The organism is Parasphingorhabdus sp. (assembly GCF_965233695.1).
Classification (GTDB): domain Bacteria; phylum Pseudomonadota; class Alphaproteobacteria; order Sphingomonadales; family Sphingomonadaceae; genus Parasphingorhabdus.
In genome coordinates this window covers 1,328,486-1,353,787 of record NZ_OZ247497.1, presented here as the reverse complement: position 1 = coordinate 1,353,787, position 25,302 = coordinate 1,328,486, and the positions used below count along the sequence as shown (strand labels likewise).

General features: G+C 55.7%; 23 protein-coding genes, 1 pseudogene and 1 riboswitch. Of the genes and pseudogenes, 10 read left to right on the top strand and 14 right to left on the bottom strand.

Annotation, left to right across the window (positions count from 1 at the left end; all coding sequences use genetic code 11):
- The first annotated feature begins 6 nt into the window (after positions 1–6).
- A riboswitch (ZMP/ZTP riboswitch) is annotated at positions 7–88 on the top strand.
- Positions 89–105: 17 nt separating this feature from the next.
- The 3 genes from ACO6S1_RS06370 to ACO6S1_RS06360 all read left to right on the top strand — a co-directional run bounded on the left by ACO6S1_RS06370 (position 106) and on the right by ACO6S1_RS06360 (position 2,562).
- Entirely contained in the window at positions 106–786 is a 681-nt protein-coding gene (locus tag ACO6S1_RS06370) for a DJ-1/PfpI family protein (protein WP_422345481.1), read from the top strand.
- Positions 787–914: 128 nt separating this feature from the next.
- On the top strand, positions 915–2,072 hold the full coding sequence (locus ACO6S1_RS06365) for an MFS transporter (protein ID WP_422345480.1): 1,158 nt from the start codon (positions 915–917) through the stop codon (positions 2,070–2,072).
- Positions 2,073–2,124: 52 nt separating this feature from the next.
- Positions 2,125–2,562, top strand: coding sequence for a nuclear transport factor 2 family protein (locus ACO6S1_RS06360; protein WP_422345479.1), 438 nt, complete (start codon positions 2,125–2,127; stop codon positions 2,560–2,562).
- Positions 2,563–2,565: 3 nt separating this feature from the next.
- Here the strand turns inward: ACO6S1_RS06360 and ACO6S1_RS06355 are convergent, their stop codons facing one another.
- The 6 genes from ACO6S1_RS06355 to ACO6S1_RS06330 all read right to left on the bottom strand — a co-directional run bounded on the left by ACO6S1_RS06355 (position 2,566) and on the right by ACO6S1_RS06330 (position 10,137).
- Complete coding sequence (locus ACO6S1_RS06355) at positions 2,566–3,570, bottom strand: NADP-dependent oxidoreductase (RefSeq protein ID WP_422345478.1); 1,005 nt, start codon at positions 3,568–3,570, stop codon at positions 2,566–2,568.
- A 29-nt stretch (positions 3,571–3,599) separates the two neighbouring features.
- Complete coding sequence (locus ACO6S1_RS06350; RefSeq protein ID WP_422345477.1) at positions 3,600–4,694, bottom strand: MBL fold metallo-hydrolase; 1,095 nt, start codon at positions 4,692–4,694, stop codon at positions 3,600–3,602.
- 27 nt (positions 4,695–4,721) lie between these two features.
- Complete coding sequence (locus ACO6S1_RS06345) at positions 4,722–6,098, bottom strand: L-serine ammonia-lyase (protein WP_422345476.1); 1,377 nt, start codon at positions 6,096–6,098, stop codon at positions 4,722–4,724.
- 25 nt (positions 6,099–6,123) lie between these two features.
- On the bottom strand, positions 6,124–7,980 hold the full coding sequence (locus ACO6S1_RS06340; protein WP_422345475.1) for a DUF885 domain-containing protein: 1,857 nt from the start codon (positions 7,978–7,980) through the stop codon (positions 6,124–6,126).
- A 163-nt stretch (positions 7,981–8,143) separates the two neighbouring features.
- Positions 8,144–9,796 carry a chaperonin GroEL gene (gene groL, locus ACO6S1_RS06335; protein WP_422345474.1) on the bottom strand — a complete coding sequence of 551 codons (1,653 nt, stop codon included), beginning with the start codon at positions 9,794–9,796 and terminating at the stop codon, positions 8,144–8,146.
- A gap of 50 nt (positions 9,797–9,846) precedes the next feature.
- Positions 9,847–10,137 (bottom strand): co-chaperone GroES, encoded by a 291-nt coding sequence (locus ACO6S1_RS06330; protein ID WP_422345473.1) that lies wholly within the window; start codon positions 10,135–10,137, stop codon positions 9,847–9,849.
- 340 nt (positions 10,138–10,477) lie between these two features.
- Here ACO6S1_RS06330 and ACO6S1_RS06325 point away from each other — a divergent pair, with 340 nt between their 5' ends.
- The 7 genes from ACO6S1_RS06325 to sppA all read left to right on the top strand — a co-directional run bounded on the left by ACO6S1_RS06325 (position 10,478) and on the right by sppA (position 16,320).
- On the top strand, positions 10,478–10,774 hold the full coding sequence (locus tag ACO6S1_RS06325; protein ID WP_422345472.1) for a DUF2282 domain-containing protein: 297 nt from the start codon (positions 10,478–10,480) through the stop codon (positions 10,772–10,774).
- A gap of 225 nt (positions 10,775–10,999) precedes the next feature.
- Positions 11,000–11,872 (top strand): DUF692 domain-containing protein, encoded by an 873-nt coding sequence (locus tag ACO6S1_RS06320; protein WP_422345471.1) that lies wholly within the window; start codon positions 11,000–11,002, stop codon positions 11,870–11,872.
- Positions 11,856–12,581: a putative DNA-binding domain-containing protein gene (locus tag ACO6S1_RS06315; RefSeq protein ID WP_422345470.1), complete on the top strand. Its 726-nt coding sequence runs from the start codon at positions 11,856–11,858 to the stop codon at positions 12,579–12,581. The genes ACO6S1_RS06320 and ACO6S1_RS06315 overlap by 17 nt, the downstream gene beginning before the upstream one ends.
- Positions 12,582–12,602: 21 nt before the next feature.
- Entirely contained in the window at positions 12,603–13,043 is a 441-nt protein-coding gene (locus ACO6S1_RS06310; RefSeq protein ID WP_422345469.1) for a DoxX family protein, read from the top strand.
- Between the two features lie 145 nt (positions 13,044–13,188).
- Positions 13,189–13,713, top strand: a complete 525-nt coding sequence (locus tag ACO6S1_RS06305) for a sigma-70 family RNA polymerase sigma factor (RefSeq protein ID WP_422345468.1) — start codon at positions 13,189–13,191, stop codon at positions 13,711–13,713.
- Between the two features lies 1 nt (position 13,714).
- Positions 13,715–14,356, top strand: a complete 642-nt coding sequence (locus ACO6S1_RS06300) for an NrsF family protein (protein WP_422345467.1) — start codon at positions 13,715–13,717, stop codon at positions 14,354–14,356.
- 74 nt (positions 14,357–14,430) lie between these two features.
- Complete coding sequence (gene sppA, locus ACO6S1_RS06295) at positions 14,431–16,320, top strand: signal peptide peptidase SppA (RefSeq protein WP_422345466.1); 1,890 nt, start codon at positions 14,431–14,433, stop codon at positions 16,318–16,320.
- On the opposite strand, the gene ACO6S1_RS06290 is transcribed toward sppA, so the two are convergent.
- From ACO6S1_RS06290 to ACO6S1_RS06255, 8 genes and pseudogenes are all read right to left on the bottom strand, one after another.
- The gene (locus ACO6S1_RS06290) at positions 16,293–16,925 is read right to left on the bottom strand and encodes a trimeric intracellular cation channel family protein (protein WP_422345465.1); all 633 of its coding nucleotides are present in this window, start codon (positions 16,923–16,925) and stop codon (positions 16,293–16,295) included. The genes sppA and ACO6S1_RS06290 overlap by 28 nt on opposite strands.
- Entirely contained in the window at positions 16,922–17,602 is a 681-nt protein-coding gene (locus ACO6S1_RS06285; protein WP_422345464.1) for a PepSY domain-containing protein, read from the bottom strand. The genes ACO6S1_RS06290 and ACO6S1_RS06285 overlap by 4 nt, the downstream gene beginning before the upstream one ends.
- 109 nt (positions 17,603–17,711) lie before the next feature.
- On the bottom strand, positions 17,712–18,911 hold the full coding sequence (locus ACO6S1_RS06280; RefSeq protein WP_422345463.1) for a serine hydrolase domain-containing protein: 1,200 nt from the start codon (positions 18,909–18,911) through the stop codon (positions 17,712–17,714).
- Positions 18,912–18,989: 78 nt separating this feature from the next.
- A complete protein-coding gene (gene lpdA, locus ACO6S1_RS06275; protein ID WP_422345462.1) occupies positions 18,990–20,396 on the bottom strand; it encodes a dihydrolipoyl dehydrogenase in 1,407 nt (468 codons plus the stop codon).
- Positions 20,397–20,443: 47 nt separating this feature from the next.
- Positions 20,444–20,737: a GIY-YIG nuclease family protein gene (locus tag ACO6S1_RS06270; RefSeq protein ID WP_422346151.1), complete on the bottom strand. Its 294-nt coding sequence runs from the start codon at positions 20,735–20,737 to the stop codon at positions 20,444–20,446.
- Between the two features lie 54 nt (positions 20,738–20,791).
- Positions 20,792–22,030: a 2-oxoglutarate dehydrogenase complex dihydrolipoyllysine-residue succinyltransferase gene (gene odhB, locus ACO6S1_RS06265; protein WP_422345461.1), complete on the bottom strand. Its 1,239-nt coding sequence runs from the start codon at positions 22,028–22,030 to the stop codon at positions 20,792–20,794.
- Positions 22,031–22,142: 112 nt separating this feature from the next.
- Positions 22,143–24,932, bottom strand: a complete 2,790-nt coding sequence (locus ACO6S1_RS06260; RefSeq protein WP_422345460.1) for a 2-oxoglutarate dehydrogenase E1 component — start codon at positions 24,930–24,932, stop codon at positions 22,143–22,145.
- 73 nt (positions 24,933–25,005) lie between these two features.
- Positions 25,006–25,296: pseudogene (locus ACO6S1_RS06255) on the bottom strand (GIY-YIG nuclease family protein).
- Positions 25,297–25,302: the final 6 nt, after the last annotated feature.

The following is a 25,302-nucleotide window of genomic DNA, read 5'->3' as shown; positions in this document are numbered from 1 at the left end:
TATGGCAAACAAGTCCGCTACTGGCGAAATCAAGATGGATGACCATCGGGGAATGGACAAATTTCAGCCGATCGCCTGGGCATTTCTCAAAGACAGGAGTGACCCATGAACGAGTCCAAGAACTTCCACATTGTTTTTCTGTTGTTCGACGGCATCACGCAGCTTGATTTTACCGGGCCAGCCCAGTTTCTGGCGCGCATGCCGGGTGCGGTTGTGCATAGTGCGGCAAAGGCTGTGCAACCGGTACAGACCGATAGCGGCTTTGCGATATTGCCAAGCACCAATCTTACGGACTGCCCGCAGGCGGACCTGCTATGCGTCCCGGGCGGCTTTGGTACGCGTGATGTCATACAGGATCAGGAGACGCTTCAATTCCTGCGCGATCAGGCGGCAGGGGCACAATATGTCACCTCGGTGTGCACCGGATCGCTGGCGCTGGGTGCAGCGGGTTTGCTCAAGGGCAAGCGCGCAACCAGCCATTGGGCCTATATGTCGTTGCTCGAAAAATTCGGTGCGACTTATGAAGCCGCCCGCGTGGTCAAAGACGGCAATGTCATTACCGCTGGCGGCGTGACGTCGGGCATTGATTTTGCTCTGACCGTGATTGCCGAAATTGCCGGACAGAAATTTGCCGAGGCCGTGCAGCTCGGTCTCGAATATGATCCCCATCCGCCTTTTGACAGCGGCAATCCGGCCGTCGCCGATCCCAAGCTAGTGCAGTTGCTCAATGATCGCACCTATGGCGATGTCCTGAAAGAGCTGGAGAAAGTAATCGACGCTAGCTAAACAAACAGAGGACTTGGGGCCCCGCTTTCGTCATGGGCATCGCAAGACTATGATCGAAAGTTAGTATTCTGACCGAAGCCGCCAAATCCTCTGCCAAAACAACGCCGCGCCGGATTAGTGAAACAAAATTGTTTTTCTTTTCCATGGCCTGTGCAGTCGCGGTGGCGAATGGCTATTACATTCACCCGCTCATTGCCCCAGTTGGCGAAGATTTTGGCGTAAGCGGGACCCTGCTTGGACTGGTGCCAGCGTTTAATCAGATCGCGCTGGCGCTGGGCATATTATTGTTGTTGCCACTCGGTGACCGGATCAACAATCGCAAGCTGGTCATTACCTTTGTCGCGGGCCAATTTCTAGCGCTGCTCGCCATGGCGACGGCACAGGATTTCCGGTTGTTCGTCGTCGCGTCCTCGCTGCTCGGTTTTGCGACGATCACGCCTTATTTGCTGCCCGCCTATGTAACCAAACGGGTGCGCCCAGACCGTATCGGGCATGTCACGGGCATCATGTCCGTCGGTATCACCGTCGGCTTGCTGGGCAGCCGCGCGGGCGCTGGTGTGTTGGGGCATTATTTTGGTTGGCGATCGGCCTATTGGGTTGGCACCGCGCTGACTTTGGCGCTGCTGATCATCCTGCCGCTTATCATGGAGAAAGACGAAAAGCTGCGTGATGATAGCGAGCCTCAGGAAAGCTATGTCGCGTTGATTGCTTCCCTCTGGCCGATCATCAAAACCATGCCGGACGTGTTGCTCGCGGGATTGCTGCAAGCCTTGTCCTTTGGCTTTTTTCTCGCCTTATGGCTCGGTATCGGTCTGCATATCACCAGCGCGGAAATGGGCTATGGCGTCGATGTCGTGGGCTATCTCGCATTACTCGCGGTATCCAATGTGTTTGTTGCCCCATGGTCAGGGCGCTTGGCCGACCGGATTGGCGCGGAGAAAGCGCGCGCGCTGTTTGCCGTGGCCCAGCTTGTTGGCGCGATCCTCTTGATCTTCGCTGGCCAGAGTATCTGGATCATGATCCTGCCGATCATGTTCAGCAATTTTGGCGGCGCATCCATGGATGTCGCCAATCGCACCATCCTGTTCGGCCGCGCGCCGGAGATTCGCACCCGCTTGATGACCATCTATATTGTCATCATGTTTGTCGGCGGCGGCCTATCGAGTTGGCTCGGGACCGCCGCCTATGCCTGGGGCGGCTGGGACGCGATCGTTGGAGTATCGTTGGTTTTTGCCAGCCTGATCATGGGCTTCGCGCTTTGGGGGTTGCGGCTGCACAAAACTTGACAGATCTGCCGGTTGCGCGGAGTATCATGGAACCGCTTTGAGGGAGAATGGGATGCCAAAGCTGTTGATGATGATGCTCCTGCTGCTGCCGGTTTCGATCGCCGCTGCGACGCCCGCTCCGCCGTCCGAACATCAGCAGCTGGTCGAAAAATATACAGCTGCGTTCAATGCCAGAGACGCAAACGCCATGGCTGCGCTAATGCATCCCGGCATTCAATGGATCACGATCAGCGGGGACCGGTCCGACGTCACAACCGATGGAAAAGAGCAGATGGTCAGCGAGATGGAATCATATTTCAAAAGCCCGACCCGCATTAGCAGCAGCCTCGGCGGCTGGTCGGTCAACGGAGATTATGTCACCGTGATCGAAACGGCATCCTGGTTGGATGGCAAGGGGAAGCGCAAGGCGCAAAGCGCCACCGCGGTCTACCAGATTGCCGATCAGTTGATCCGCCGGGTGTGGTATTTTCCGGAACAGAAAACGCAATAACGCTCACATACGAACGAGCACCTTGCCGATATTGCCGCCGGTGAACAGCTTGTCATAGGCGGTCAGTACATTCTCAATGCCGTCCGTCACATCAAAGGGCGTATCGATTAGCCCTTGATCCAGCCAGTCCTTGAGCTGTGCTGTCAGCCACTCTCCCTGATCCATGAAATCAGGCGAGAAAAAGCCCTCGACGCGCAGCCGCTTCATCAGGATCTGGTCAAAATTCTCCGGTCCCTGCCCACGCCCGTCCCCCTTATACTGAGCCAGCAAACCGCATAATGCCACACGGCCATAAAGCGCCATATTGGGCAGTACTTCATCGAGAATAGGCCCGCCGACATTGTCGAAATAGGCGTTGATCCCGCCCTCGACCTTCGCCAGCTCCGCGCCGATATCATCATTCTTATAGTCTATCGCTTTGGTAATGCCGAGTTCGCTTTCCAGCCAACGGCATTTGTCCGGGCCACCCGCAAGGCCATAGACATTGGCACCCAGTATCTTAGCAATCTGACAAGCCAGCACACCTGTCGCTCCTGCAGCAGCCGAGACCAGAACATTATGCCCAGCCTCAACGCCAGCGGTTTCCTGCAAGCCCCATAGAGCGGTCCAGCCATTAAACCCGAGCACCCCGAAATGCTGTTTGATATCGCTGATACTCGCATCAACTTTGACCAGCCCGGCAAGCTCCGGTTCGATAACGGCATGCTCCGCCCATTGGCCAAAGCCGCGCACAAGATCGCCCTCGGCAAATCCGGCATGGCGGGACGCTGCGATATGGCCCAGCACCAACCCCACCATTTTGGTGCCGAGTTCCAGCGGCGGTTGGTAACTGTCTTCGCGCTCGGTCATCCACATACGGGTGCCGGCATCCATGGAAAGATAGGACGCTTTGACCAGCACCAGACCGTCGGCCAATTCCGGCATGGTTTCGGTTTCCAGCGACAGCGCGCTGGCGACATCGTCGTTTTCGGGGCGTTTATTCAACTGCCAGAAACGGTTGGTGGTCACTGCTTTTCTCCCCTGTATCGGGGCTTAGTCTAGAGCAAATCGCGCCGCTCGATATTATCCTTATTGGCAGGGAGGCTGAACAGCATGCCGTCTTTGCCAATCACCATTTTCCCCCGAAAGCCGGAAGGCACATCCTTGAGATAATAGGCTTCCAGAAAACCAATCGGCACCGCCGGCACAATATGCGAGAAGACCAGCATTTTCGCTTTGGCAGCCTTGGCCGATTCCACCACTTCGGCAGGCGTCGTATGATAGTCTGGAATATCCGCCATGATCTTTTCAAGCCTTGGCCGCTCCGCTTTTTTCATCGCCGCCTCGGTGATCCCAACCATCTCGGCGTTCAGCACTTCATGCACCAATATGTCGCAGCCATTGCAGGCTTTCTCGACCACTGCGCTTCGGGCTGTATCACCGCTAAACACGATGGAGCGGCCTTTATAGTCAAAGCGATATCCGACCGCCGGAACAACCGGTTCGTGATTGACCGCGAAGGCCGTGATTTTCAGACCGTCCTGATCATAGATAATCTGTTCGGCATCGTCGGCAGGCACGGCAAAGGGTCGCGCAATTCCGCCAATACCGGATGGCGGCATGATATCTTCACCATGATGCGCCACGCGATAGCGGGCATCGGCGGCATAGGCGGCATTTATCCCGTCTACTATCGGCGTTACGCCGTCAGGCGCGATAACCGGTAGAGGCGCGTCATGACCACCGCCCGCCCAGCGCTGCAATAGCAGCTCGCCCATGCCGTCAATATGATCGCTGTGAAAATGGGTCAGCAGCAATGCTTCAACCCGGCCCGGGTTGAGCCCCATTTCACCCAGTCGGCGCACCGCTCCGCCGCCTATGTCAATAATGAACATTTTGCCGTCAACGATTATGGCGGAACAGGGGCCCGCGCGACTGGGGTCTGGCAAGGGCGAACCGGTTCCGCATAAGGCCAGATGCATGCCGTCGGGCAGATCGCCTATCACGTCGCGGTTGACCGCGGTTTCCACGGCATTGGCAAAAAGCCGGGCACCGATTTCCGGACGGAGAAGCCATGTGGCGCTAACCAGAACGCCAATGCCGATGACCAGGCCCGCTAACCGACGTTTGTTCAAAAATCTCGACTTGCTCATGCATTCCTCCGGTCGCGTTTCAAGACCTTAACATTCCACCAGATTGACGGCCAGACCACCCTGAGATGTTTCCTTGTAGCGCTCGCTCATATCCAGACCGGTTTTGCGCATGGTTTCAATCACTTCATCCAGACTCACCCGGTGGGTGCCATCGCCCATGATCGCCAGTCGCGCCGCCTCTATGGCTTTGACCGCACCAACCGCATTACGCTCGATACAGGGCACCTGGACCAGCCCTGCAACCGGATCACAGGTCAGGCCGAGATTATGTTCCATACCAATTTCAGCAGCATTTTCGACCTGCGATGGCGTCCCGCCCCAGGCAGCCGTCAGGCCAGCCGCTGCCATCGAACAGGCAACGCCGACCTCGCCCTGACAGCCAACTTCGGCACCAGAGATGGATGCATTTTCCTTGAACAGCGAGCCGATGGCTGCTGCCGTCAATATGAATGTCTCAATTCCCGCCACATCCGCCTTGGGCGAAAAGCGCTCATAGAAACGCAGCACCGAGGGCACAATACCCGCTGCACCATTGGTCGGTGCTGTAACAACCTTGCCGCCAGCGGCATTTTCTTCATTCACCGCCAGTGCCCAAAGGTTGACCCAATCAAGCACCGTCAGGGGATCGGATAAAGCGCGTTCCTGTCGTTCCATCAGGCGTGCATGGATCAGGGGCGCACGGCGTTTGACACGCAGGCCGCCCGGTAAAATACCGCCCGACTTGATTCCGCGATCGATACAGGCGGACATGGCGTCGGATATTTGCCGGATGCTGTCACTAATCTGATCATCGGTTTTGCCCGCGCGTTCGTTATTGCGCATGATATCAGCGATAGAGAGGCCTTTTTCCTCTGCTATTCTAAGCAGGTCCGCGCCGGAACAGAAGGGATGGGGCACATCCCACAAACCGCTTTCGGGATCATTGGCCCCGATCTGGTCTTCGTCGAGAATCGCGCCGCCGCCGACGGAATAATAGACGCGGGTTGCCAGTTCCTCCTCACCGTTAAAGGCGGTAAAGCGCATCGCATTGGAGTGAAAGTCGAGCCGTTTGCGCTGATCGAAAATGACATCGGCATCCTCGTCAAAAGCTATGTCACGGGTGCCGTTCAAACGGATGCGCTGCGCACTTCTGATCCCATCTACCAGTATATCCGCTTCATCCGGTTCGATATTTTCCGGTCGCTGACCCGACAGCCCCAACAGAATCGCGCGGTCCGTCGCGTGACCCTTTCCGGTGAGAGCCAGCGACCCGAACAGCTTCGTCTCAAGCCGCGTTACCTGATCAAGAACCATCTGATCCGAAAGCCGCGCAACAAAGATTGCCGCCGCCGACATCGGCCCCATCGTGTGCGAACTGGATGGCCCGACGCCGATTTTGAACAGTTCAAAGGTGCTTGCAACCATCAGCTTCGTTCCAGACCGATTGTTATCAGGACGCTTTTTCTTTCGCGATCCATTGATCCACCATGGTTTCCAATATGCTCAAAGGCACCGAACCACCGCCCAGCACCGTGTCATGAAAACCCCTGATGTCGAAATCATCACCCAGTTCTTTTTCCGCCTTGGCGCGCAGTTCCTGAATTTTCAGCATGCCGATCTTATAGCTGGTCGCCTGACCCGGCATCACCAGATAGCGCCGCACTTCGCTGCGCACCGCTGTTTCCGGGATCGGCGAATTGGCGAGGAAATATGCCACGGCCTTTTCTTCACTCCAGCCTTTGGTGTGCAGTCCGGTATCCACGACGAGCCGGATCGCGCGCCATATTTCCGTCGTCAGCCGGCCAAAGTCGGAATAGGGATTTTCATAGGCCCCCATTTCTTTCGACAGAAGCTCGGAATAGAGTGCCCATCCTTCGCCAAAGGCCGGGATATATCCGCCCTGCGCCCGGAATTTCGGAATGCCGGTCAGTTCCTGCGCGATCGAGCTTTGCATGTGATGACCGGGATTGCCTTCATGATAGGCAATCACTTCCAGGCTGTGGATGGGCATCGCGCGCATATCCGACAAATGGGCATAATAGGTGCCGGGGCGCGTGCCGTCAGGCGTCCCCGGCCGGTAATGCTGCGCCGCGCCATCCTGTTCGCGAAAGGGCTCGACGCGTTTCACGACCAGATCAGCCTTTGGCAGGGTTCCGAAAAAGTCCGGCAGGCGGGTTTTGATAAACGCCAGATGCTTTTCGGCGGCATCGATATAATCCTGTGCGCCCTTGTCATCGTTCGAGAAATAGAATTGGTCGTCTTCGCGCAGGAAGGTGAAGAAGGCTTGCAAATCGCCCTCAAATTCCACCTTGTCCTTGATCGCTTCCATCTCCTTGCGGATGCGCGTGACTTCGGACAGGCCGATAGCGTGAATTTCTTCTGCCGTCAGATCCGTGGTGGTCTGATTGACGAGACGGTAGTTATAAAAGGCTTCGCCATTGGGAAGTTCGGAAACACCAAAGGGTTCAGCCTTGCTATTGGGCAAGTCCTGCTGGAACCAGGTGATGATCCGCTCATAAGCTGGCTTCAACGATCCGGTAAGCGCCAGCCGAGCCTGCTCTTTCAATGCGTCCGAACGGTCTTGCGTAATCGTGCCCGCTTCCACTAGCCCCGCCAATTTGCTTTCCGTTGCCTCCCATAGTGCAGATGGCTCGCCGTCATCAAAAGGCGCACCGGTGGTGATTTTTCCGGACTGCTCGATAACCCCTTCATAGGCAAAACGGGGCGGCCGGGTTCCGGCTTCGGCATTGGCCTGCGCGCGCGCGAGCAATTGATCGAGCGCCCGGGCACTGCCTTTGAGCCGTTCGATAAAGGCAACCATATCGGACTCGCTTGCGACGCGGTGCTGGTTGATCAGAAAGGTCGGAAAAAAGGATTGCTGACCATTAAATTGATGCAGAACATAGGCATTTTGCCGAAACGGCACGCCAGCCTCCGCCTGCTCCAGTCGGAACAGCCACATGTCCCAGGATATTTTTCCATCCGGCGTGAGCTCGTCATAGTCAAAATCACGCTTCATCTCTGCCGTCGCCACGCGCATCCATGCAAGTTGACGGTCCGCGGCTTCGATCGAATAATCGTCAATCTGGTCATAAGCGGTCCTGCGGCCCAGCAGGGTCTGGCGGATCGGACTGAACGCCAGTTGTTCCTCGAATTTTTTGTCGAACCAGATGTTGAGACGGTCCGTCTCTGTCTCCATCGCACCGGCGACTACCGGTGCGGCATTTTGGGCATGAACCGCGGGAACCGCAGCCGCGAGCCCTGCCATTGTGGTGGAAGCCAATAGGAGTTTGAAAAACTTGGTCATGCCGTCTGATCCCTGTGCAAGAAGTTACATCGGCAACTGCATGGCACAGTCCGAGATGTTTGAAAACATCAGGGATGCACTGATCGATTCCCTAAATGAAAAAAGGGGCCGGAAGTCTCCCTCCAGCCCCTCATATTTTTCAGCTTCAGCCGAGCGTTTGGGTTTAGAAGCCCATACCGCCCATGCCGCCGCCCATGCCGCCCATGTCGGGCATGCCGCCGCCAGCTTTGTCGTCTGATGGCGATTCTGCCACAGCCGCTTCGGTGGTGATCAGCAGACCGGCAACCGAAGATGCGTCCTGCAAGGCTGCACGAACAACTTTGGTCGGGTCGATCACGCCGGATTTGACGAGGTCTTCATATTTGTCGCTAAACGCATTGAAGCCATAGTCTTTGCTCTTCTGGTCGAGCAATTTGCCAGCGACAACCGCGCCGTCGAAACCAGCATTTTCAGCGATCTGGCGAACCGGAGCCTGCAGTGCTTTACGAACAATGTCGATGCCGCGGGTCTGGTCATCATTGGCGCCTTCCAAGCCCTTAAGAGCAGAGGTTGCATAAAGAAGCGCGGTTCCGCCGCCAGGGACGATACCTTCTTCAACAGCAGCGCGTGTTGCATGCAGTGCATCGTCAACACGGTCCTTCTTCTCTTTCACTTCAACTTCGGTAGCACCGCCGACTTTGATAACGGCAACACCGCCAGCGAGTTTCGCCAGACGCTCTTGCAGTTTTTCTTTGTCATAGTCAGATGTGGTGTTCTCGATCTGCGCGCGGATCGCTTCAACACGAGCCTTGATGTCTTTCGACTTGCCAGCACCGTCCACAATGATGGTGTTGTCTTTGTCGATCGTGACATTTTTCGCTTCACCGAGCATATTCAGCGTAACGCTTTCCAGCTTGATGCCCAGATCTTCGGAGATCATTTCACCTTTGGTGAGGATCGCGATATCTTCGAGCATCGCTTTACGGCGATCACCGAAGCCAGGCGCTTTCACGGCTGCGATCTTCAGACCGCCGCGCAGCTTGTTGACCACGAGAGTAGCCAGCGCTTCGCCTTCAATATCTTCCGCAATGATCAAAAGCGGACGTCCGGCTTGCACAACAGCTTCCAGAATCGGGAGCATAGGCTGCAGGTTGGTCAGCTTTTTCTCGTGGATCAGGATGTAAGGATTTTCAAGGTCCGCAATCATCTTGTCCGGGTTGGTGATGAAGTAAGGAGACAGATAACCGCGGTCAAACTGCATGCCTTCCACAACGTCGAGTTCAAAGTCGAGACCTTTGGCTTCTTCCACCGTGATCACGCCTTCTTTGCCGACTTTTTCCATCGCTTCTGCGATTTTCTGGCCAACTTCAACATCGCCATTGGCAGAGATAATGCCTACCTGGCTGATTTCTTCGCTGCCCTTAACCGGCTTCGAACGTTTTTGCAGATCAGCAACAACTTTATCAACCGCCTGGTCGATACCGCGTTTCAGATCCATTGGGTTCATGCCAGCAGAAACCGATTTCATGCCTTCGCGAACAATCGCTTGAGCCAATACGGTCGCTGTGGTGGTGCCGTCACCAGCAACATCATTGGTTTTCGATGCGACTTCACGAAGCATCTGGGCGCCCATATTTTCGAACTTGTCTTTCAGTTCGATTTCCTTGGCAACCGATACACCGTCTTTGGTGATGCGCGGTGCGCCGAAGCTTTTGTCGAGAACCACGTTACGGCCTTTGGGACCGAGGGTTACTTTTACGGCGTCAGCAAGAATGTCGACACCTTTAAGGATGCGTTCGCGTGCGTCGCGACCAAATTTTACGTCTTTAGCAGCCATGTTAATTTCCTCTGCTTATGAGAATTGAATGAATATGTGAAAAAGCGCTTTTACTTCTCGACAATGCCGAGAATATCGCTTTCTTTCATGATGATCAGTTCTTCACCTTCAACGGTGACTTCCGTGCCGGACCATTTGCCGAACAGGATGCGATCGCCTTTTTTGACGTCTAGGCCGGTTACTTTGCCATTGTCGTCTTTCAGACCCTTGCCTGCTGCAACAACTTCACCTTCTGATGGTTTTTCCTGTGCGCTATCTGGAATGATAATCCCGCCAGCGGTTTTCGTATCCGCCTCTACGCGGCGAACCAGTACACGATCATGTAGTGGACGAAATTTCATATGTTTCCCTTTCTAGTCCAAATTATCTTTCTTGCGGCCCCGCTCCTTTAGCCCGGGCCATCAAGAATATATTCAATGGAGGATTAGCACTCACTTGAGTCGAGTGCTAACGACGCTCATATGGGCTGTTCTGAAAGATCGTCAAGTCTTTGCGGGAAAAAATTTGAATCTTTTTTGCAAGCTGTATCCGTTAGAAAAAAGCCACTTTCGGAAAATGCCATGCAAATTTTTCTCCGCCTTGGAAATGAAATGTAACCAACCGGGCCTTCTTGGCGAAACATAGCATGAGCCTGCATGACCGGTTCACCCCATTACCCAATTTCCAAGAGAGGAAAACCAAATGTCCAACTCCATGATTAAAGCCACCGCCGCAGCTGCCGCCCTCGCAGCCGCTGCCACCATTGCCATTTCGCCGACCACCGCTGTCGCAGCCGGCGCGAAAGAAAAATGTTTCGGCATTGCTCTGAAAGGCAAGAATGATTGCGCCGCTGGCCCAGGCACAAGCTGTGCCGGTACATCAACCGCCGACTATCAGGGCAATGCCTGGAAATATGTTGCCAAAGGCGCCTGTGTCAAAGCCGGTGGTTCGCTGACCGCCAAGAAAGGCAATAGCAAGCCGGTACCGCAAAAAGGCTAAGAATAGGCGTGCTGTCCTATTCCTGCGCAGGCAGGAATCCATCTCTCAAGCTAGCGCCTAGACGCAGCGGCAGGAGATGGGCCGTGAAGCGAGTCACGTGCCTCGCTTCACCATTCGCAGGGGCACGCGGCTTCTATTTCCCTTTGAACGAAAAATACGCTAAGTTTTGCGGATGTTACTGATACTCACGCCTCAAATTTTGATCTGTCCGTCATGAAGATGCCTATGCCTCACTCCCTCCCTCCATCAGGTGGCATAGGTCTGAAGTCGGTACATTATAATGATGTATTGTCTGAGGAAGACGGATCAAAAAAACCCGGATGGGTAGAGGTGCATCCGCAGAATTACTTCGGTGATGGCGGTCCGCTGCATCGTTGGCTGACCGCCATCGCCGGAGACTATCCTTTAAGCTTTCACAGTGTCGGGCTTTCCCTCGGCTCAGCTGAAGGCCTCAACCAGTATGATCTCGATAAAATTGCCGATCTTTGCGACCGCTATCAGCCAGCCATGGTGTCGGATCACCTGAGCTGGAGCGGCAATGCCCATGATCGCTATCCCGATCTGCTCCCTATTCCCTATACGCAAGAAGCGCTCGATCATTTTGCTGCCCAGATCGGCAAGGTGCAGGATCGGCTTAAAAGGCCGATGTTGATCGAGAACCCGTCACGCTATCTCAGCTACCGCGATGACGAGATGAGCGAGACCGATTTCATCACCGCGCTTTGCAAACAATCCGGCTGCGGGCTGTTATTCGATATCAACAATGTCGAGGTGACCGCCACCAATGTCGGGCTGGATATGGAAGCCTATATCGATGCGATTGATCCGGAAATTGTCGGCGAGATGCATCTGGCCGGCCATGCCCGCGAAGATCATGATAGCGGTCCGCTGCTGATCGACGATCATGGCTCGATCGTCAGTGACGTGACCTGGCGGCTTTACGAACGCTTCATCAAACGCGCTGGCCCCAAGCCGACGTTGATCGAATGGGACACAGATATTCCAGCCTATGATGTGCTGATGGCCGAGGTCGCCAAAGTTGAAACGGTTTTGGCCAGCCATGTTCTGGACGAGACACAGCATGCCCTCGCTAGCTGACAGCCAGTCCCGTTTCATCGCCTGCCTGCAAAAAGGTCCGGCCCATTTTCCCGAAGACCTGTTCCGTGAGGGCGCTGATCGGGCACTTCTCGGTCTCAAGGCCCATGCCAATACCGTTTCCCATGCGCGGTTGGTGGCGCTCGAAAATGCCTATCCCAAATTGCATGACCATATGGGTCATGAGCCCTTTCATGACATCTCGCGGGATTATATAGAGCAGGAAGCCATATTAACCTGCGACATGAACAATATTGCGGCGGATTTCGCGGATTTTCTGGCAAAGCGTGGCTTCAGCGAAAGTGAAGTCGATCTGGCCCGGATCGAATGGGCGTGGATCAAAAGCTATCATGCTGCCGAGGCCGCGCCGTTGGCGCTCAGCGACATTGCGACACTGGATGAGGAAGGCCTGCTTGGTCTTGAAATCGGCGCCCATCCGGCGATGCGGCTGATTAACCTGACCGGCGCACTTTCTCCTCAGTTAGCGGAACTGGGTGATGAAACCCCCGATGCGCTGATGGTTGCGCGCCCGCAGGCGGAGGTTTTGTTCCACCCGCTGACTGGCTTAGAGCATGATATTGCGGAAAAAATTGCAAATATTGCCACAATGGGTAACCTTTTGGCCACTGCCATCGAACTGGGAGGAGAGGACGCTGCAATGCAACGGATTATCAAGTTGATCCAGGCAGGCGTCATAACAAGAACAGAATGAAAATTTGACGGGGAAATGAAAATGATGAACCTGATTAAAAAAGCAATTAACCTGGTCAGCGGCGCCGTTCCGGAGGCCATTGCCTTACTTTTTGCCCGCGTGGCGCTGGCCGGAATTTTCTGGCGCTCCGCCCGCACCAAGGTCGAGGATGGCAGCTGGCTCGACATGAAAGATCTCACGGTCGATCTGTTCCGCGATGAATATGGTATGCCCTTTCCGGAAATTACCGGCCTAATCGCCACCTATGCCGAACATTTCTTCCCGATCCTTTTGGTATTAGGTCTTGCAACTCGCTTTGGCGCGGCCGGACTGCTGGTCATGACCCTGGTCATCCAGTTTTTCGTCTATCCTGAAGCATGGTGGTCTGTGCATATTATATGGGTTGCTCTGGCGCTGGTTCTGATCACCCGTGGCGGTGGATTGTTTTCGGTGGACCGGTTGTTCGGTAACAAGTTCGGCTGATGCTTCATAGCATCTCGACATATACCGCCTTGTACCCCTGCGTAGGCAGGGGGCCATCTCCGACCCGGGCGTCTTGCACAAACGGTACGAGATGGGCTCCTGCCTGCGCAGGAGCACTGGCCTCGACAAATAAGGCGCTGAAACCATGATCGCCAATGAAGAAACATTGCGCCACTTGATGATCAAGGCGCAGGGCGGTGACAAGCAATGCTATTCGAGCCTATTGACCGAGTGCGAAAAATGGTTGCGCCGCTATTACGCGCGCAAGATCAACCCGGCGGAGGTCGATGATCTGGTGCAGGAAACGCTGATCTCGCTGCACCGTAAACGGGCCAGCTATGATCCGACCAAGGCGTTTCTGCCCTGGTTGGCCGCCATCGGGCGCTATCGCTGGATTGACGGCTTACGCAAAATTTACCGCCACGAACATGGCGAACTGAACGAAGAACTGGTTGCCGATCCACAGGACGAGGATGTGACCGCCAAGGTGAGTCTGGAGCGTTTGCTGGGCATGATCCCCGACAAACAGGCCAATGTTATTGCCATGGTAAAAATCGAAGGACTAAGCATTGCCGAAGCGGCGGCAAAAACCGGCCAGTCGGAATCACTGGTGAAAGTAAATATCCATCGGGGGCTCAAGAAAATGAGCGCCCTTATCGAGAGTGAATAGAATGAGTGAAGTAGCAAATAGCCTGATCAATGACCTGGTCGATGACCTGGCACCGGTCCGTACCCTGAAACCGTCGGGCGGCATGGCAATTGCGGCAATCCTGACACTCGCAGCCTGTTCCAGCGTTGCCTTCTTCCTTGGCGTGCGCGGTGATCTGGCGATGGGCATGGCGCATGAAATGTTCTTCCTGCGCAGCGGTGTCCTGTTGATGCTGGGCGTCGCGACTGCCTTTGCTGCAGCCAATATGGCCCGGCCTGGTGTTGGCAATCTCAACCGCGGCTGGATTTGGGCACTGGTCACAGCGGGCCTGTTCCCGCTGACCGCCATCGTGATGAGCATGGTCAATGGCGCACCGATAGAAGCCTTGCGTCCGGCAGAAGGCATGAAATGCCTGATGATTAGCGGTATTTCGGCCTTGGCCATTGGCAGCGGCCTGACCGCATGGCTGCGCCAGGGTGCACCGACCTCTCCGGAACGCGCCGGCTGGCTCGTTGGTATCGCATCGGGCGCGCTTGGCGCGGCGGCTTATAATATCTACTGCCCGTTTAACGACATTTACTATATCGGATTATGGTTCAGCCTGCCGGTATTCGTTAGTGCCATAGTGGGTCGGATTGTCGTACCACCTCTTATCCGCTGGTAATTTCCTGGCAGCATAACCATATTAAAGGCGGCGGTCAGCGATGATCAGCCGCCTTTTTTTGGAGAATGACGATAATGCAGTTTGTTCGCGGAGCTTGGAAATTTCTGGTAGCGATAAAAGACGCTCTGGTGTTGATCGCCATGTTGTTGTTTTTTGCGGCTTTATATGCCGCCTTGTCGGCCCGCCCCAATGTAGCCGCGATCAGTGATGGCGCCCTTCTCCTCGATTTCAACGGCGTTATCGTCGAGCAGCCTGCGCAACAGGACTTTACCGCGCTGTTCACCAACAATGAAGATACGATTCGCGAATATCGCCTGCGCGATGTGGTCCGTGCGATAGACGCAGCAGCCGAGGATGACCGGGTGAAAGCGGTGGTTCTGGATCTCAGCACGTTCATGGGGGCCGGACAGACGAGCCTCAACGCTGTGGGTGAGGCGCTGGCTCGGGTCAAACAGAGCGATAAACCGATTTACGCCCATGCCAATTTCTATAGCGATGACGGCTATCAGCTCGCGGCGCATGCCGATGAAATCTGGATGGACCCGATGGGCGGGATTGTCTTCGCTGGTCCTGGCGGAAACCGGCTCTATTACAAGAATTTGATCGATCAGTTGGGTGTTACCGCCAATATCTATCGCGTCGGCACTTATAAAAGTGCGGTCGAGCCCTATATGCGCGACAACCAGTCGCCGGAAGCCAAGGAAGCAGCAACAGCGCTCTATTCGGTGCTCTGGGATAGCTGGCTGGCGGAAGTGAAAAAGGCCCGGCCACAGGCGGTGATTGAGCCTTATGCCGATGATCCGGCAACCTTCATTAAGACGGCGGGCGGTGATTACACCAAGATCGCTGTCGAGCAAAAACTGGTTGATAAAATCGGCGACCGGGTTGCCTTTGGCCGCTATGTCGCCACCAAGGTGGGTGAAGATACGAAGCCGTCACCGGACAGTTTTAAAAGTATAGACTATGACAGATATGTCGCTGCCAATCCGGAGGACAGCAGTGGTGATGCTATCGGCGTAATCACAGTCGCAGGGGAAATAGTGGGCGGCAAGGCCGGCCCCGGCATTGCTGCCAGCGGCCGGATTTCCGAACAGATTTACAAGGCGCTTGAAGAAAAGCAGATCAAGGCGCTGGTTGTCAGGGTCAATTCCCCTGGTGGTTCCGCCTTTGCCAGCGAAGAAATCCGTCTGGCCCTTGCTGACATCAAAAAAGCCGAAATCCCAATCGTTATCTCCATGGGCGACGTTGCCGCCAGCGGCGGCTATTGGATTGCCGCAGCAGGCGATCATATCATGGCCGAGCCGGATACGATTACCGGCTCCATCGGTGTCTTTGCGGTCTTGCCCAGCTTTGAAAAAGCCTTGGGTAAATGGGGTGTGACCGCCGATGGCGTTCAGACCACGCCGCTTTCCGGAGAACCCGATTTTGTCGGCGGGTTTAGCGAAGACCTGAATATTGTTCTGCAATCCGGCGTCGAGCATAGCTATGAAGATTTTCTAAGCCTTGTCGGTAAGGCACGCGGAAAAACCACTGCCGAAGTCGACACGATTGGCCAGGGACGCGTCTGGGATGGCGGCACAGCCCGGCAACTGGGGCTGGTTGACAGCTTTGGCGGCATGAAGGAAGCGCTGGCCGAGGCCGCGAAACGGGCCGGACTGGAAGAAGGCGGCTATCACGCGAAATATCTTGAGCCGACACCGACTTTCAAATGGCTGCCGCTCGGCGGGACGCCTTTCGGAGAGGCGAAGCAGCCACCGGTGACCGGCATGATCGGATGGGTCGCACGGCAACAAAAGGCCACCTTTACCGAAGCGCTCAACACAGCGCGCGGGCTGATGGCACGGGAAGACATACAGGCGCTCTGTCTGGAATGCGGTGGGTTGACCCGCCCGGCCCAGACCAATGCGATGCCCAACCTGTTTGACTTGCTCAGAAGCTATTCGCTGTCTTCGGCACCGCGATAGGACGGCAGGGACAGGCCCTTTACAATCGCCAAGGCGCGTAGCGCAAAGCCAGCGACAAAGGCGATGAGGGCGGCGACAATACCCGTCATCCCGGTCTGTACCAGTCCGACAAAGGCAAAGGCCGACAAGGCACCGGCTGTCACATAAAGTTCTGGCCGGATGATGATCGACGGTTCACCGGCAACCAGGTCGCGGATTACACCGCCCACACTAGCGGTAATGATGCCCATGATCGCAGCGGGCACGGGGTCGATGCCGAGTTGCAGTGCCTTGGCCGCACCAAAGACGGAATAAGCCGCCAGACCGACGGCGTCGAACCAGTCAACGGCGCCGGCTTTCCACCAGCGTACCGGCGTGATCCAGACGAGCAGCGCAATGCCCAGACACAAAACCGGCACTCGGCTGTCCTGCACCCAGAATACGGGCGCGTCGATCAGCAAGTCCCGCACCGTTCCGCCGCCGACACCGGTCACCAGAGCGAAGAACGCAAAGGTCACCAATGTTTGTCCGTTGCGGGCTGCCATCAGCGCGCCGGACGCTGCAAAAACCGCTATCCCGAACAGATCGAGCCAGCCCAGCGCACCATATAGGACAGCGCTGTTCAAGGCGTTTTCCGTCTTTTGCGGGAATGGCGCGTGAACAGCATTACGAAACCCAGGATCGAACCGAACAGCGCCAGCGCCGCCGACCCGATCAGGATCGGATGACTCGTATCTTCGCGGGTCTGGAGATCCATGATGTGGAGACCCCACATGAAATCAAAAGCGCGCCAGAATTGTGTGCGGACCGCGAGCAATTCTCCGGTATCCGCATCGATATAGAAACGCGCATCATCCTCAAAAATGACCTGCCATGCGGGGCGATCCCGCCGCAAATCTGACGGCGCTTTGTCGGCCGCAAAACGCTGCACCGATGTAATCGCGCTATCGTCCGAACGCGCCGCAATTGCCAGCGCACTGGCATCGGCGGCGGCGATAGGCGGTAACAATTTTCCAGTCGCGGTATCGGCCCGCCTTTTTCCGCCATCGGCATAGCTGATCACCCAGAACGGGCCCTGCGCATTTTGCAGCAAGGTCAGGCTTTTCGCTTGCCGCCCTTCCAGAACCGGCGCCACCGGCATGATCGGATCAAGCGCAGGCTGTTCGCTGCGCAAATGATTGCCGCGCACGGTTTCAATCGGCTGCGAAACCATCAACAGGCCTGATGCGGTCCACAGGATAATCGGCACACCGATCAGCCAGCCGAGCCAGATATGCCATTTTAAAAACAGGCGATGTTTCATGCCAATCTCACAATTTCGCGAATGGAAAATTGCGATAGCCTGTCAGGCGACCAGATACATCAAAATTTTTGGCGTGAATTTGCCTTGAAGGCAGCTGCCCCTGAATATCTCATCCGCCTTGCGAGGCGCGCATCAAGGCAATCAGAGCGCTGTAAAAACGCACCAGCGGTATATCAGGGTCTACAGCAGAGATGATCTCCAATCCGTGCGGGAAAACGTTGCCGCCTGTCATGAACAGAACCATGCCATTGCCGCTTTTGGTGTCGAAATAGACTTGGGCATGTTCGGCAAAATCGTTGCCGCCATGGTTGAGGATGCGTTGACCTTCATGTTCAAATATCGCCCAGCCAAGCCCATAGCCAAAACTTTCCGGGCAGAAGGATATATCCGGCGGGCAATCATAACCCATATCGCGCTCTGACCCGGATGAAAGCAGACGCTGGCGTTCTGCGGCAAGCTCTGTTGACAATCCCTTATTGACTATGATGGCAGATAGCAGTGCCGCATATCCGGGTATGGTGGCGTACATATTATCAGCGGCACTATAATCTTCCCGATCGATGATGGAACCGCCCTGGGAGCGTCGGAAAGGGTCCTGCCATTCGCCGTCGTTGTTGATGCCCCGAGTGATATTAGATTCCACAGCCTCGCTTCTGCCGACGCTGACGCCCGTAATGGCGAGCGGGGCCAATAGTTCTGCTTCAACCAGCTCGGGATAGCTCCCGCCAAAGCGTTCTTCCAGATAACGCATCAATATTTCGATACCGGCTCCAGAGTAACTGATCTGGCCATCACCCGGCTGACCGAGAAAGGCAAGACGGCCATTATCGTAATTGTTGGGCCAGTTACGCAGCGTCGTCTGATGCGACAAGATGATGCGCGGTGTCAGCAGGTCATAACGCGGATCATCGGTCAGATGCGGGTGACGGAAATGCTCGCCAATGGGATCGTCCAGATCCATCGCACCGCGCTCCACCAAGCGCAACACGGTCTCGGCAATCAGCGTTTTAGCCACCGAAGCAGTATTGAACCAGTGCTTCCCGGTAACCGGCTCTCCCGGCGCTGCTTCGCCCGCATAGAGCGTATGCACAAGTTTCCCATTGCGGATCACGCCAACGCCTATGCCGCCAACGTTGGGCAAGGCCGCGACTTTATCAGCGGTCACCTTTAACGCTGCCGTATCGATAGACGAGCTACTGTTGGTCGCTGTGCCAGACGGCCCTGTGTCTTTTGCCAAGACTGCCGGGGCAAGGGGCAGAAAGCTTCCGGCCAGCAATGCTGCAGCAAATGTGAGATGGGTGATGTTCATTGTCCGCTCTTTAGTGACTTACTGTAGTAAAACACTAAAGAGGTCGCTGGTCAATCCCGATCTGTCAAATGTGGCTGATCACATATGAATCGGTTTGCCCTGCACTGCCATCGCCGCTTCTTTCACCGCTTCGCTATGCGTCGGATGAGGATGACAGGTATAGGCAATATCCTCGCTGGTCGCACCGAATTCCATTGCCTGGGTGATCTGGGACACCAATGTTCCGGCAAGTGAGGAAATGATGTGCGCGCCGAGCACGCGGTCACTGTCGGCCTCGGCAATGACCTTCACATAGCCATCGGTGTCGCGGTTGGTCTTCGCGCGGCTATTACCCGCGAACGGGAATTTGCCGACTTTGTAGGCGACGCCGCTTTCCTTGACCTCTTCCTCGGTCTTACCAATGCTGGCAATTTCCGGATAGGTATAGACCACGCCGGGGATCAGGTCGTGGTTCACGATGCCCTGCTGACCCGCGACAAATTCGGCCGCGGCAATGCCTTCGTCTTCCGCCTTGTGCGCGAGCATCGGTCCGGGGGTGACATCGCCAATGGCGTAGACGCCTTTCACCGCTGTCTGGAAATCATGGCCAACTTCAATCTGGCCATGTTTGTTGGTTTCAAGACCCGCCTTTTCGAGAGCGAGACCATCGGTATTGGGCTTGCGGCCAATGGCCACCAGAACCGCGTCCGCTTCGATGGTTTCGGCATCACCGCCCTTGGCTGGCTCTACCGTCAGGGTCGCTTTCTTGCCCTTGACCGCCACGCCGGTCACTTTGGTACCGGTCTTGATATCAAAGCCCTGTTTCTTGAACATGCGGGCGCTGTCCTTGCGGATATCCCCGTCCATGCCGGGCAGAATCTGATCAAGATATTCCACGACCGTAACCTTTGCGCCGAGACGCAGCCAGACACTGCCCAGTTCCAGTCCGATCACACCGCCGCCAATCACGACCATATGGTTCGGCACTTTCGGCAATTCGAGTGCGCCCGTGCTGTCGACCACCACATGCTTACTATTGTCGATGTCGACACCGGGCAGCGGGGTGACCGAAGAACCGGTTGCAATGATGATTTTTTTCGCGGTGACCGTCTTGTCACCGATCTTAACGCTATTCGCGCTTTCAAACGCGCCGCGGCCTTTGAGCCATTCGACCTTGTTCTTCTTGAACAGAAACTCGATTCCGCCGGTCAGTTCTGCCACCGCCTTTGATTTTTCCGCATGCATCTGTTTGAGATCGAGCTTGGCGCCCGTCAGCTTGATACCGAATTTTTCAAGCGCACCGCTATGGGCTTCATGATAAAGCTCCGACGCGTGCAGCATCGCCTTGGACGGGATGCACCCGACATTGAGGCAGGTGCCGCCGAGTGTCTCGCGGCTCTCCACACAAGCGGTTTTCAGGCCGAGCTGTGCGGCTCGGATCGCGGCCACATAACCGCCGGGGCCGGAGCCAATTACCAATAGGTCATAGTCGAAATTGTCGGTCATTACTTACTCCTTCGTGCTCCGGGCGAAGACCCGGAGCCCAGGGTGGATTAGAGCAACGTGTCAAAAAGATCTTTCCATTGCGGATTGTCCTTTTCAATCAGTTCCAGTTTCCATTCCCTTTTCCATTTCTTCATTTGCCGTTCCCGGCGCCTTGCTTCTTCCAAATCATCATGGGCTTCGTACCAAACAAGCATTTTACAATCATTGTCTTTTGAAAAGCCTTCTATTAATCCGTTTCTATGCTGATAGGCCCTTTGAACAAGGTTGCTGGTCACACCCAGATAGATGGTTCCATTTCGCTGTTTTGCCATCAGATAAACATATCCCGGTTTCGTATCTATTCTCCGTTATTCTGTTCCATCCTAGGCTCCGGGTCTGCGCCCGGAGCACAAACCTTACAAATCAATCAAAAGCCGGGTCGGATCTTCAATCGCTTCCTTGATCCGCACCAGGAAGGTCACCGCCTCGCGGCCATCGATCAGACGGTGATCATAGCTGAGCGCGAGATACATCATCGGGCGCGCTTCAATGGATCCGTCTGGCATCACCACGGGTCGCTGCTCGATCCGGTGCAAACCAAGCACAGCCGACTGCGGCGGATTGATAATCGGGGTCGACATCAGCGACCCGAATACGCCGCCGTTCGAGATTGTGAACGTGCCACCTTTCATATCCGCCATGGTCAGCGTGCCGTCTTTAGCGCGTTTGCCGAAATCGCCGATTGTGTTCTCGACATCGGCAAAGCTCATCGCCTCGGCATTGCGGATGACAGGCACCACCAAGCCGTTAGGCGCGCTCACCGCAACCGAAATATCGACATAGTCATGATAGACAATTTCATCGCCATCAATCTGCGCGTTGACCGACGGCACGTCTTTCAATGCGAGACAGGCGGCCTTGGCAAAGAAACCCATGAAGCCCAGCTTCACGCCATGTTTCTTCGCGAACAGCTCTTTATATTTGCTGCGCGTTTCCATGACCGCAGTCATGTCGACATCGTTGAACGTCGTTAGCAGCGCGGCAGTGTCCTGCGCTTCTTTGAGGCGTTTTGCGACCGTCTGGCGCAGGCGGGTCATCCGCACGCGCTCTTCGTTACGACCACCGGCCACCGATGCACTCGTAGCGGCAGGTTGTATTTCCGCGCCCTTCGCCGTGCCCTTTTCGACCAGCGGTGGAGCCGCACCACTTTTTACATATTGCTCGACATCATCTTTGGTCAGGCGGCCATCTTTGCCGGTGCCCTTGATCTTGCTGGGGTCCACGCCATGTTCGAGAACCAGACGGCGAACCGCTGGTGACAAGGTTATCGACGCAGCCGTATCGTCATCTGCCGCTGGCTCTGCCTTGGCTGCAGCCGGAGCAGGAGCCGCTTTGGCAGTGGATGCAGCCGCACCACCGCCCGCTTCGATCTTCGCGATAATAGCGCCAACTTCCACCGTGTCACCCACCGCGACAAGATGGTCGCCCAGGACACCGGCTTCGGGCGCTGGCACTTCCAGCGCCACTTTGTCGGTTTCCAGACTCGCAATCGGTTCGTCCGCTGCGACGCTATCACCCGGCTGCTTGAGCCATTCGCCCAGGGTCGCTTCGGTAATCGATTCGCCCAATACGGGGACTTTTACATCTGTTGCCATAGTCTTCTGTCCTAATCTGTGCTCCTGCGCAGGCAGGAGCCTATCTCCTGTTTGCGCATCTGTTCACCACCTGGAGATGGACCCCTGCCTGCGCAAGGGCACAAACCCTTTCTTACTTCTTCACTTCATGCCCCAAAGCCTCGGCAATCAATCTGTCCTGCTGCTCTTTATGCCGCGAAGCCAATCCTGTAGCGGGCGAAGCCGATGCCACGCGCCCGGCATATACAGGATCAGTCGGCCCGACGTTCGCTTGCTCAAGACATTCTTCCAGATAAGGCCGGACAAAATGCCAGCTGCCGTTATTTTTCGGCTCTTCCTGAGCCCAGACCAGCGTTTCCAGATTTTTCATCCGTTTCAGGCGCACCACCAGCGGCTCGGACGGGAACGGATAAAGCTGCTCGATCCGGACAATCGCCGTATTCTTGTCCTTGGCGGCATCGCGTGCTTCGATCAGGTCATAGGCGACCTTTCCGGAACACAGCACCAGCCGTTTGATATCTTTATCGGCAGGCGGATTGGTATCCGACTTGATCCGCATGAAATGATGGTCGCCCTGAAATTCCTCGGCGCCCGACACGGCCATCTTGTGACGGAGCAGCGATTTTGGCGTCATGATAACGAGCGGCTTGCGGAAACTGCGCAGCATCTGGCGGCGCAATACGTGGAAATAATTGGCCGGGGTGGTGATGTTCGCGACCTGGATATTGTCCTGCGCGCATAGTTGCAGGAAGCGTTCGAGACGCGCGCTGCTATGCTCCGGCCCCTGCCCTTCATAGCCGTGGGGCAACAGCATGACGAGGCCATTGGCGCGCAGCCATTTGGCTTCGCCTGACGCGATGAACTGGTCAATCATGATCTGCGCGCCATTGGCAAAATCACCAAATTGCGCTTCCCACAGCACCAATGTTTTCGGATCGGCGCCGGCATAACCATATTCAAAGCCGAGCACGCCATATTCGGACAGCGGGCTGTCGAGCACTTCAAACCGGCCATGCGGCACGGTGCTGAGCGGGATATATTTTTCTTCGGTTTCCTGATCGACCCAGACGGCATGGCGCTGCGAGAAAGTGCCGCGCCCGCTATCCTGGCCGGACAGGCGAACATTATAGCCTTCGGATACCAGCGAACCATAAGCCAGCGCCTCGCCGGTCGCCCAGTCGAAATTTTCGCCGGATTGGAACATCTTCGCCTTGGCATCCAGCACGCGGCCCAATGTCTTGTGGATCTTGTGCCCCTCGGGAACCGTGGTCAGTGTCCGCCCAAGGCTTTCGAACAATTTGGCATCTATTGCCGTTTCAACATTGCGCCGCGCTGTTTCCGGGTCAGCGGGAATATGCAGCCCCTGCCAGCGGCCACCAAACCAGTCGGCCTTGTCCGGCTCATAATCATCCGCCGCCTTGAATTCCCCTTCGAGATGGTCGGCAAAGGCCTTGCGGGTCTTGGCCCCCCAGTCCGCGTCGATCACGCCTTCCTCGATCAGCCGCTGCTCATAGAGCTTGCTGACCTTCGGATGCTTTTTGATCGCGGCATACATGATCGGCTGGGTGAAACTGGGTTCGTCGCCTTCATTATGGCCAAAGCGGCGATAGCACCACATATCGATCACAATATCGCGGCCAAAACGCTGGCGGAATTCAATCGCGATCTTGCAGGCAAAGGTCACCGCTTCGGGATCATCGCCGTTGACGTGGAAAATCGGCGCCTGCACGCCTTTCGCCACGTCGCTTGGATAAGGCGAGCTGCGCGCAAATTGCGGGCTGGTGGTGAAACCGATCTGGTTGTTGATCACGAAATGGATGCAGCCGCCGGTATTATAGCCGCGAATGCCGGAGAAGCCGAGACATTCCCAGACAATCCCCTGCCCCGCAAAGGCCGCATCGCCGTGGATCAGCACCGGCAAGACCTGTTCATGCTTGGTCAGGTCATCGCGCGCCACTTGCTGCGCCCGGACCTTGCCGAGCACGACAGGATCCACCGCTTCGAGATGCGAGGGGTTGGGCACAAGGCTCATATGCACATTGATGCCATCAAACTCGCGGTCGGTGGAGGTGCCGAGATGATATTTCACATCGCCAGAACCGCCCACTTCATCCGGGTTGGCCGAGCCGCCGTGGAATTCGTGAAAGATGACCTTGTAGGGCTTTGCCATCACATTGGCCAAGATGTTCAAACGCCCGCGATGGGCCATGCCATAGACAATATCGCGCACGCCCGACTGGCCGCCATATTTGATGATATTTTCCAGCGCCGGCAGCATCGCTTCGCCGCCGTCGAGGCCGAAACGCTTGGTCCCGACATATTTCTTGCCGAGGAAATTTTCATATTCCTCGCCCTCGATCACCTTGTTGAGGATCGCTTTCTTGCCTTCCGGCGTGAACTGGATGGCGGCGTCCTTGCCCTCCATCCGGTCCTGCAGGAAGCGGCGTTCTTCTGTGTCGGCAATATGCATATATTCCAGACCCACCGAACCGCAATAATTGGCGCGGAGCACCGCTTCGATCTCCTTGATCGAGGCAGTTTCGAAACCCAATACACCGCCCAGATAGAGGGGCATGTCCAGCTCATCAGCCTTGAAGCCATGAAATTCGGGAGTCAGGTCAGCGGGTTCCTCCAGCTTGGACAATCCCAGCGGATCGAGATTGGCACCGAGATGCCCACGCACCCGATAGGTGCGGATCAGCATCATCGCGCGGATCGATTTCTCCGCTGCCAGGGCCACTTCGGCATCGGACATGGACTTGCCGGACTTGGCCGCAGCCGCCTTGATCTCGATCCCCATTTGCGTGGGATCAAGCGCGCTGTTCAGCTCATCGGCGTCATCAATCGGCCAATGTTTCTTTTGCCAGCTGGGGCCTGCTTCCTTTTCGGAGCCGACACCAAATTCCTGATTTTCAAAGCCCATAATCAAAACTCCAGTGCCCCTGTGCAGACAGGGGCCCATCTCCTGCCATTTGGCCAATATTCAACCGACAAATTCACTTCGCAATATCAAACCAAAGATCGTCCCAATCTGGATTACGCTCTTCAATCCGCTTTATCTTCCAAGGCCGTTTCCATTTCTTGATCTGAACTTCCCGCCTGCGCGCTTCTTCCAGATCGTCAAACATTTCAAACCAAACCAGTTTTCTGCAATCATGATCTTTGGTGAATCCATCTACCTATCCATTTCGATGCTGGTAAACGCGTTTGATCAGATCGCTTGTTACGCCGGTATAAATCGCTCCGTTTTTCCGGTTTGCCGTAATATAGACAGCGCCGGGTTTCATCGCTTC

Bases quoted from the DNA above. Each gene is read 5' to 3' on its own strand.
- ACO6S1_RS06370 (WP_422345481.1), top strand. From the start codon at position 106: ATGAACGAGTCCAAGAACTTCCACATTGTTTTTCTGTTGTTCGACGGC.
- ACO6S1_RS06360 (WP_422345479.1), top strand. From the start codon at position 2,125: ATGCCAAAGCTGTTGATGATGATGCTCCTGCTGCTGCCGGTTTCGATC.
- ACO6S1_RS06350 (WP_422345477.1), bottom strand. From the start codon at position 4,694: ATGAGCAAGTCGAGATTTTTGAACAAACGTCGGTTAGCGGGCCTGGTC.
- ACO6S1_RS06345 (WP_422345476.1), bottom strand. From the start codon at position 6,098: ATGGTTGCAAGCACCTTTGAACTGTTCAAAATCGGCGTCGGGCCATCC.
- ACO6S1_RS06340 (WP_422345475.1), bottom strand. From the start codon at position 7,980: ATGACCAAGTTTTTCAAACTCCTATTGGCTTCCACCACAATGGCAGGG.
- groL (WP_422345474.1), bottom strand. From the start codon at position 9,796: ATGGCTGCTAAAGACGTAAAATTTGGTCGCGACGCACGCGAACGCATC.
- ACO6S1_RS06330 (WP_422345473.1), bottom strand. From the start codon at position 10,137: ATGAAATTTCGTCCACTACATGATCGTGTACTGGTTCGCCGCGTAGAG.
- ACO6S1_RS06325 (WP_422345472.1), top strand. From the start codon at position 10,478: ATGTCCAACTCCATGATTAAAGCCACCGCCGCAGCTGCCGCCCTCGCA.
- ACO6S1_RS06320 (WP_422345471.1), top strand. From the start codon at position 11,000: ATGCCTCACTCCCTCCCTCCATCAGGTGGCATAGGTCTGAAGTCGGTA.
- ACO6S1_RS06315 (WP_422345470.1), top strand. From the start codon at position 11,856: ATGCCCTCGCTAGCTGACAGCCAGTCCCGTTTCATCGCCTGCCTGCAA.
- ACO6S1_RS06310 (WP_422345469.1), top strand. From the start codon at position 12,603: ATGATGAACCTGATTAAAAAAGCAATTAACCTGGTCAGCGGCGCCGTT.
- ACO6S1_RS06305 (WP_422345468.1), top strand. From the start codon at position 13,189: ATGATCGCCAATGAAGAAACATTGCGCCACTTGATGATCAAGGCGCAG.
- ACO6S1_RS06300 (WP_422345467.1), top strand. From the start codon at position 13,715: ATGAGTGAAGTAGCAAATAGCCTGATCAATGACCTGGTCGATGACCTG.
- sppA (WP_422345466.1), top strand. From the start codon at position 14,431: ATGCAGTTTGTTCGCGGAGCTTGGAAATTTCTGGTAGCGATAAAAGAC.
- ACO6S1_RS06285 (WP_422345464.1), bottom strand. From the start codon at position 17,602: ATGAAACATCGCCTGTTTTTAAAATGGCATATCTGGCTCGGCTGGCTG.
- ACO6S1_RS06280 (WP_422345463.1), bottom strand. From the start codon at position 18,911: ATGAACATCACCCATCTCACATTTGCTGCAGCATTGCTGGCCGGAAGC.
- lpdA (WP_422345462.1), bottom strand. From the start codon at position 20,396: ATGACCGACAATTTCGACTATGACCTATTGGTAATTGGCTCCGGCCCC.
- odhB (WP_422345461.1), bottom strand. From the start codon at position 22,030: ATGGCAACAGATGTAAAAGTCCCCGTATTGGGCGAATCGATTACCGAA.
- ACO6S1_RS06260 (WP_422345460.1), bottom strand. From the start codon at position 24,932: ATGGGCTTTGAAAATCAGGAATTTGGTGTCGGCTCCGAAAAGGAAGCA.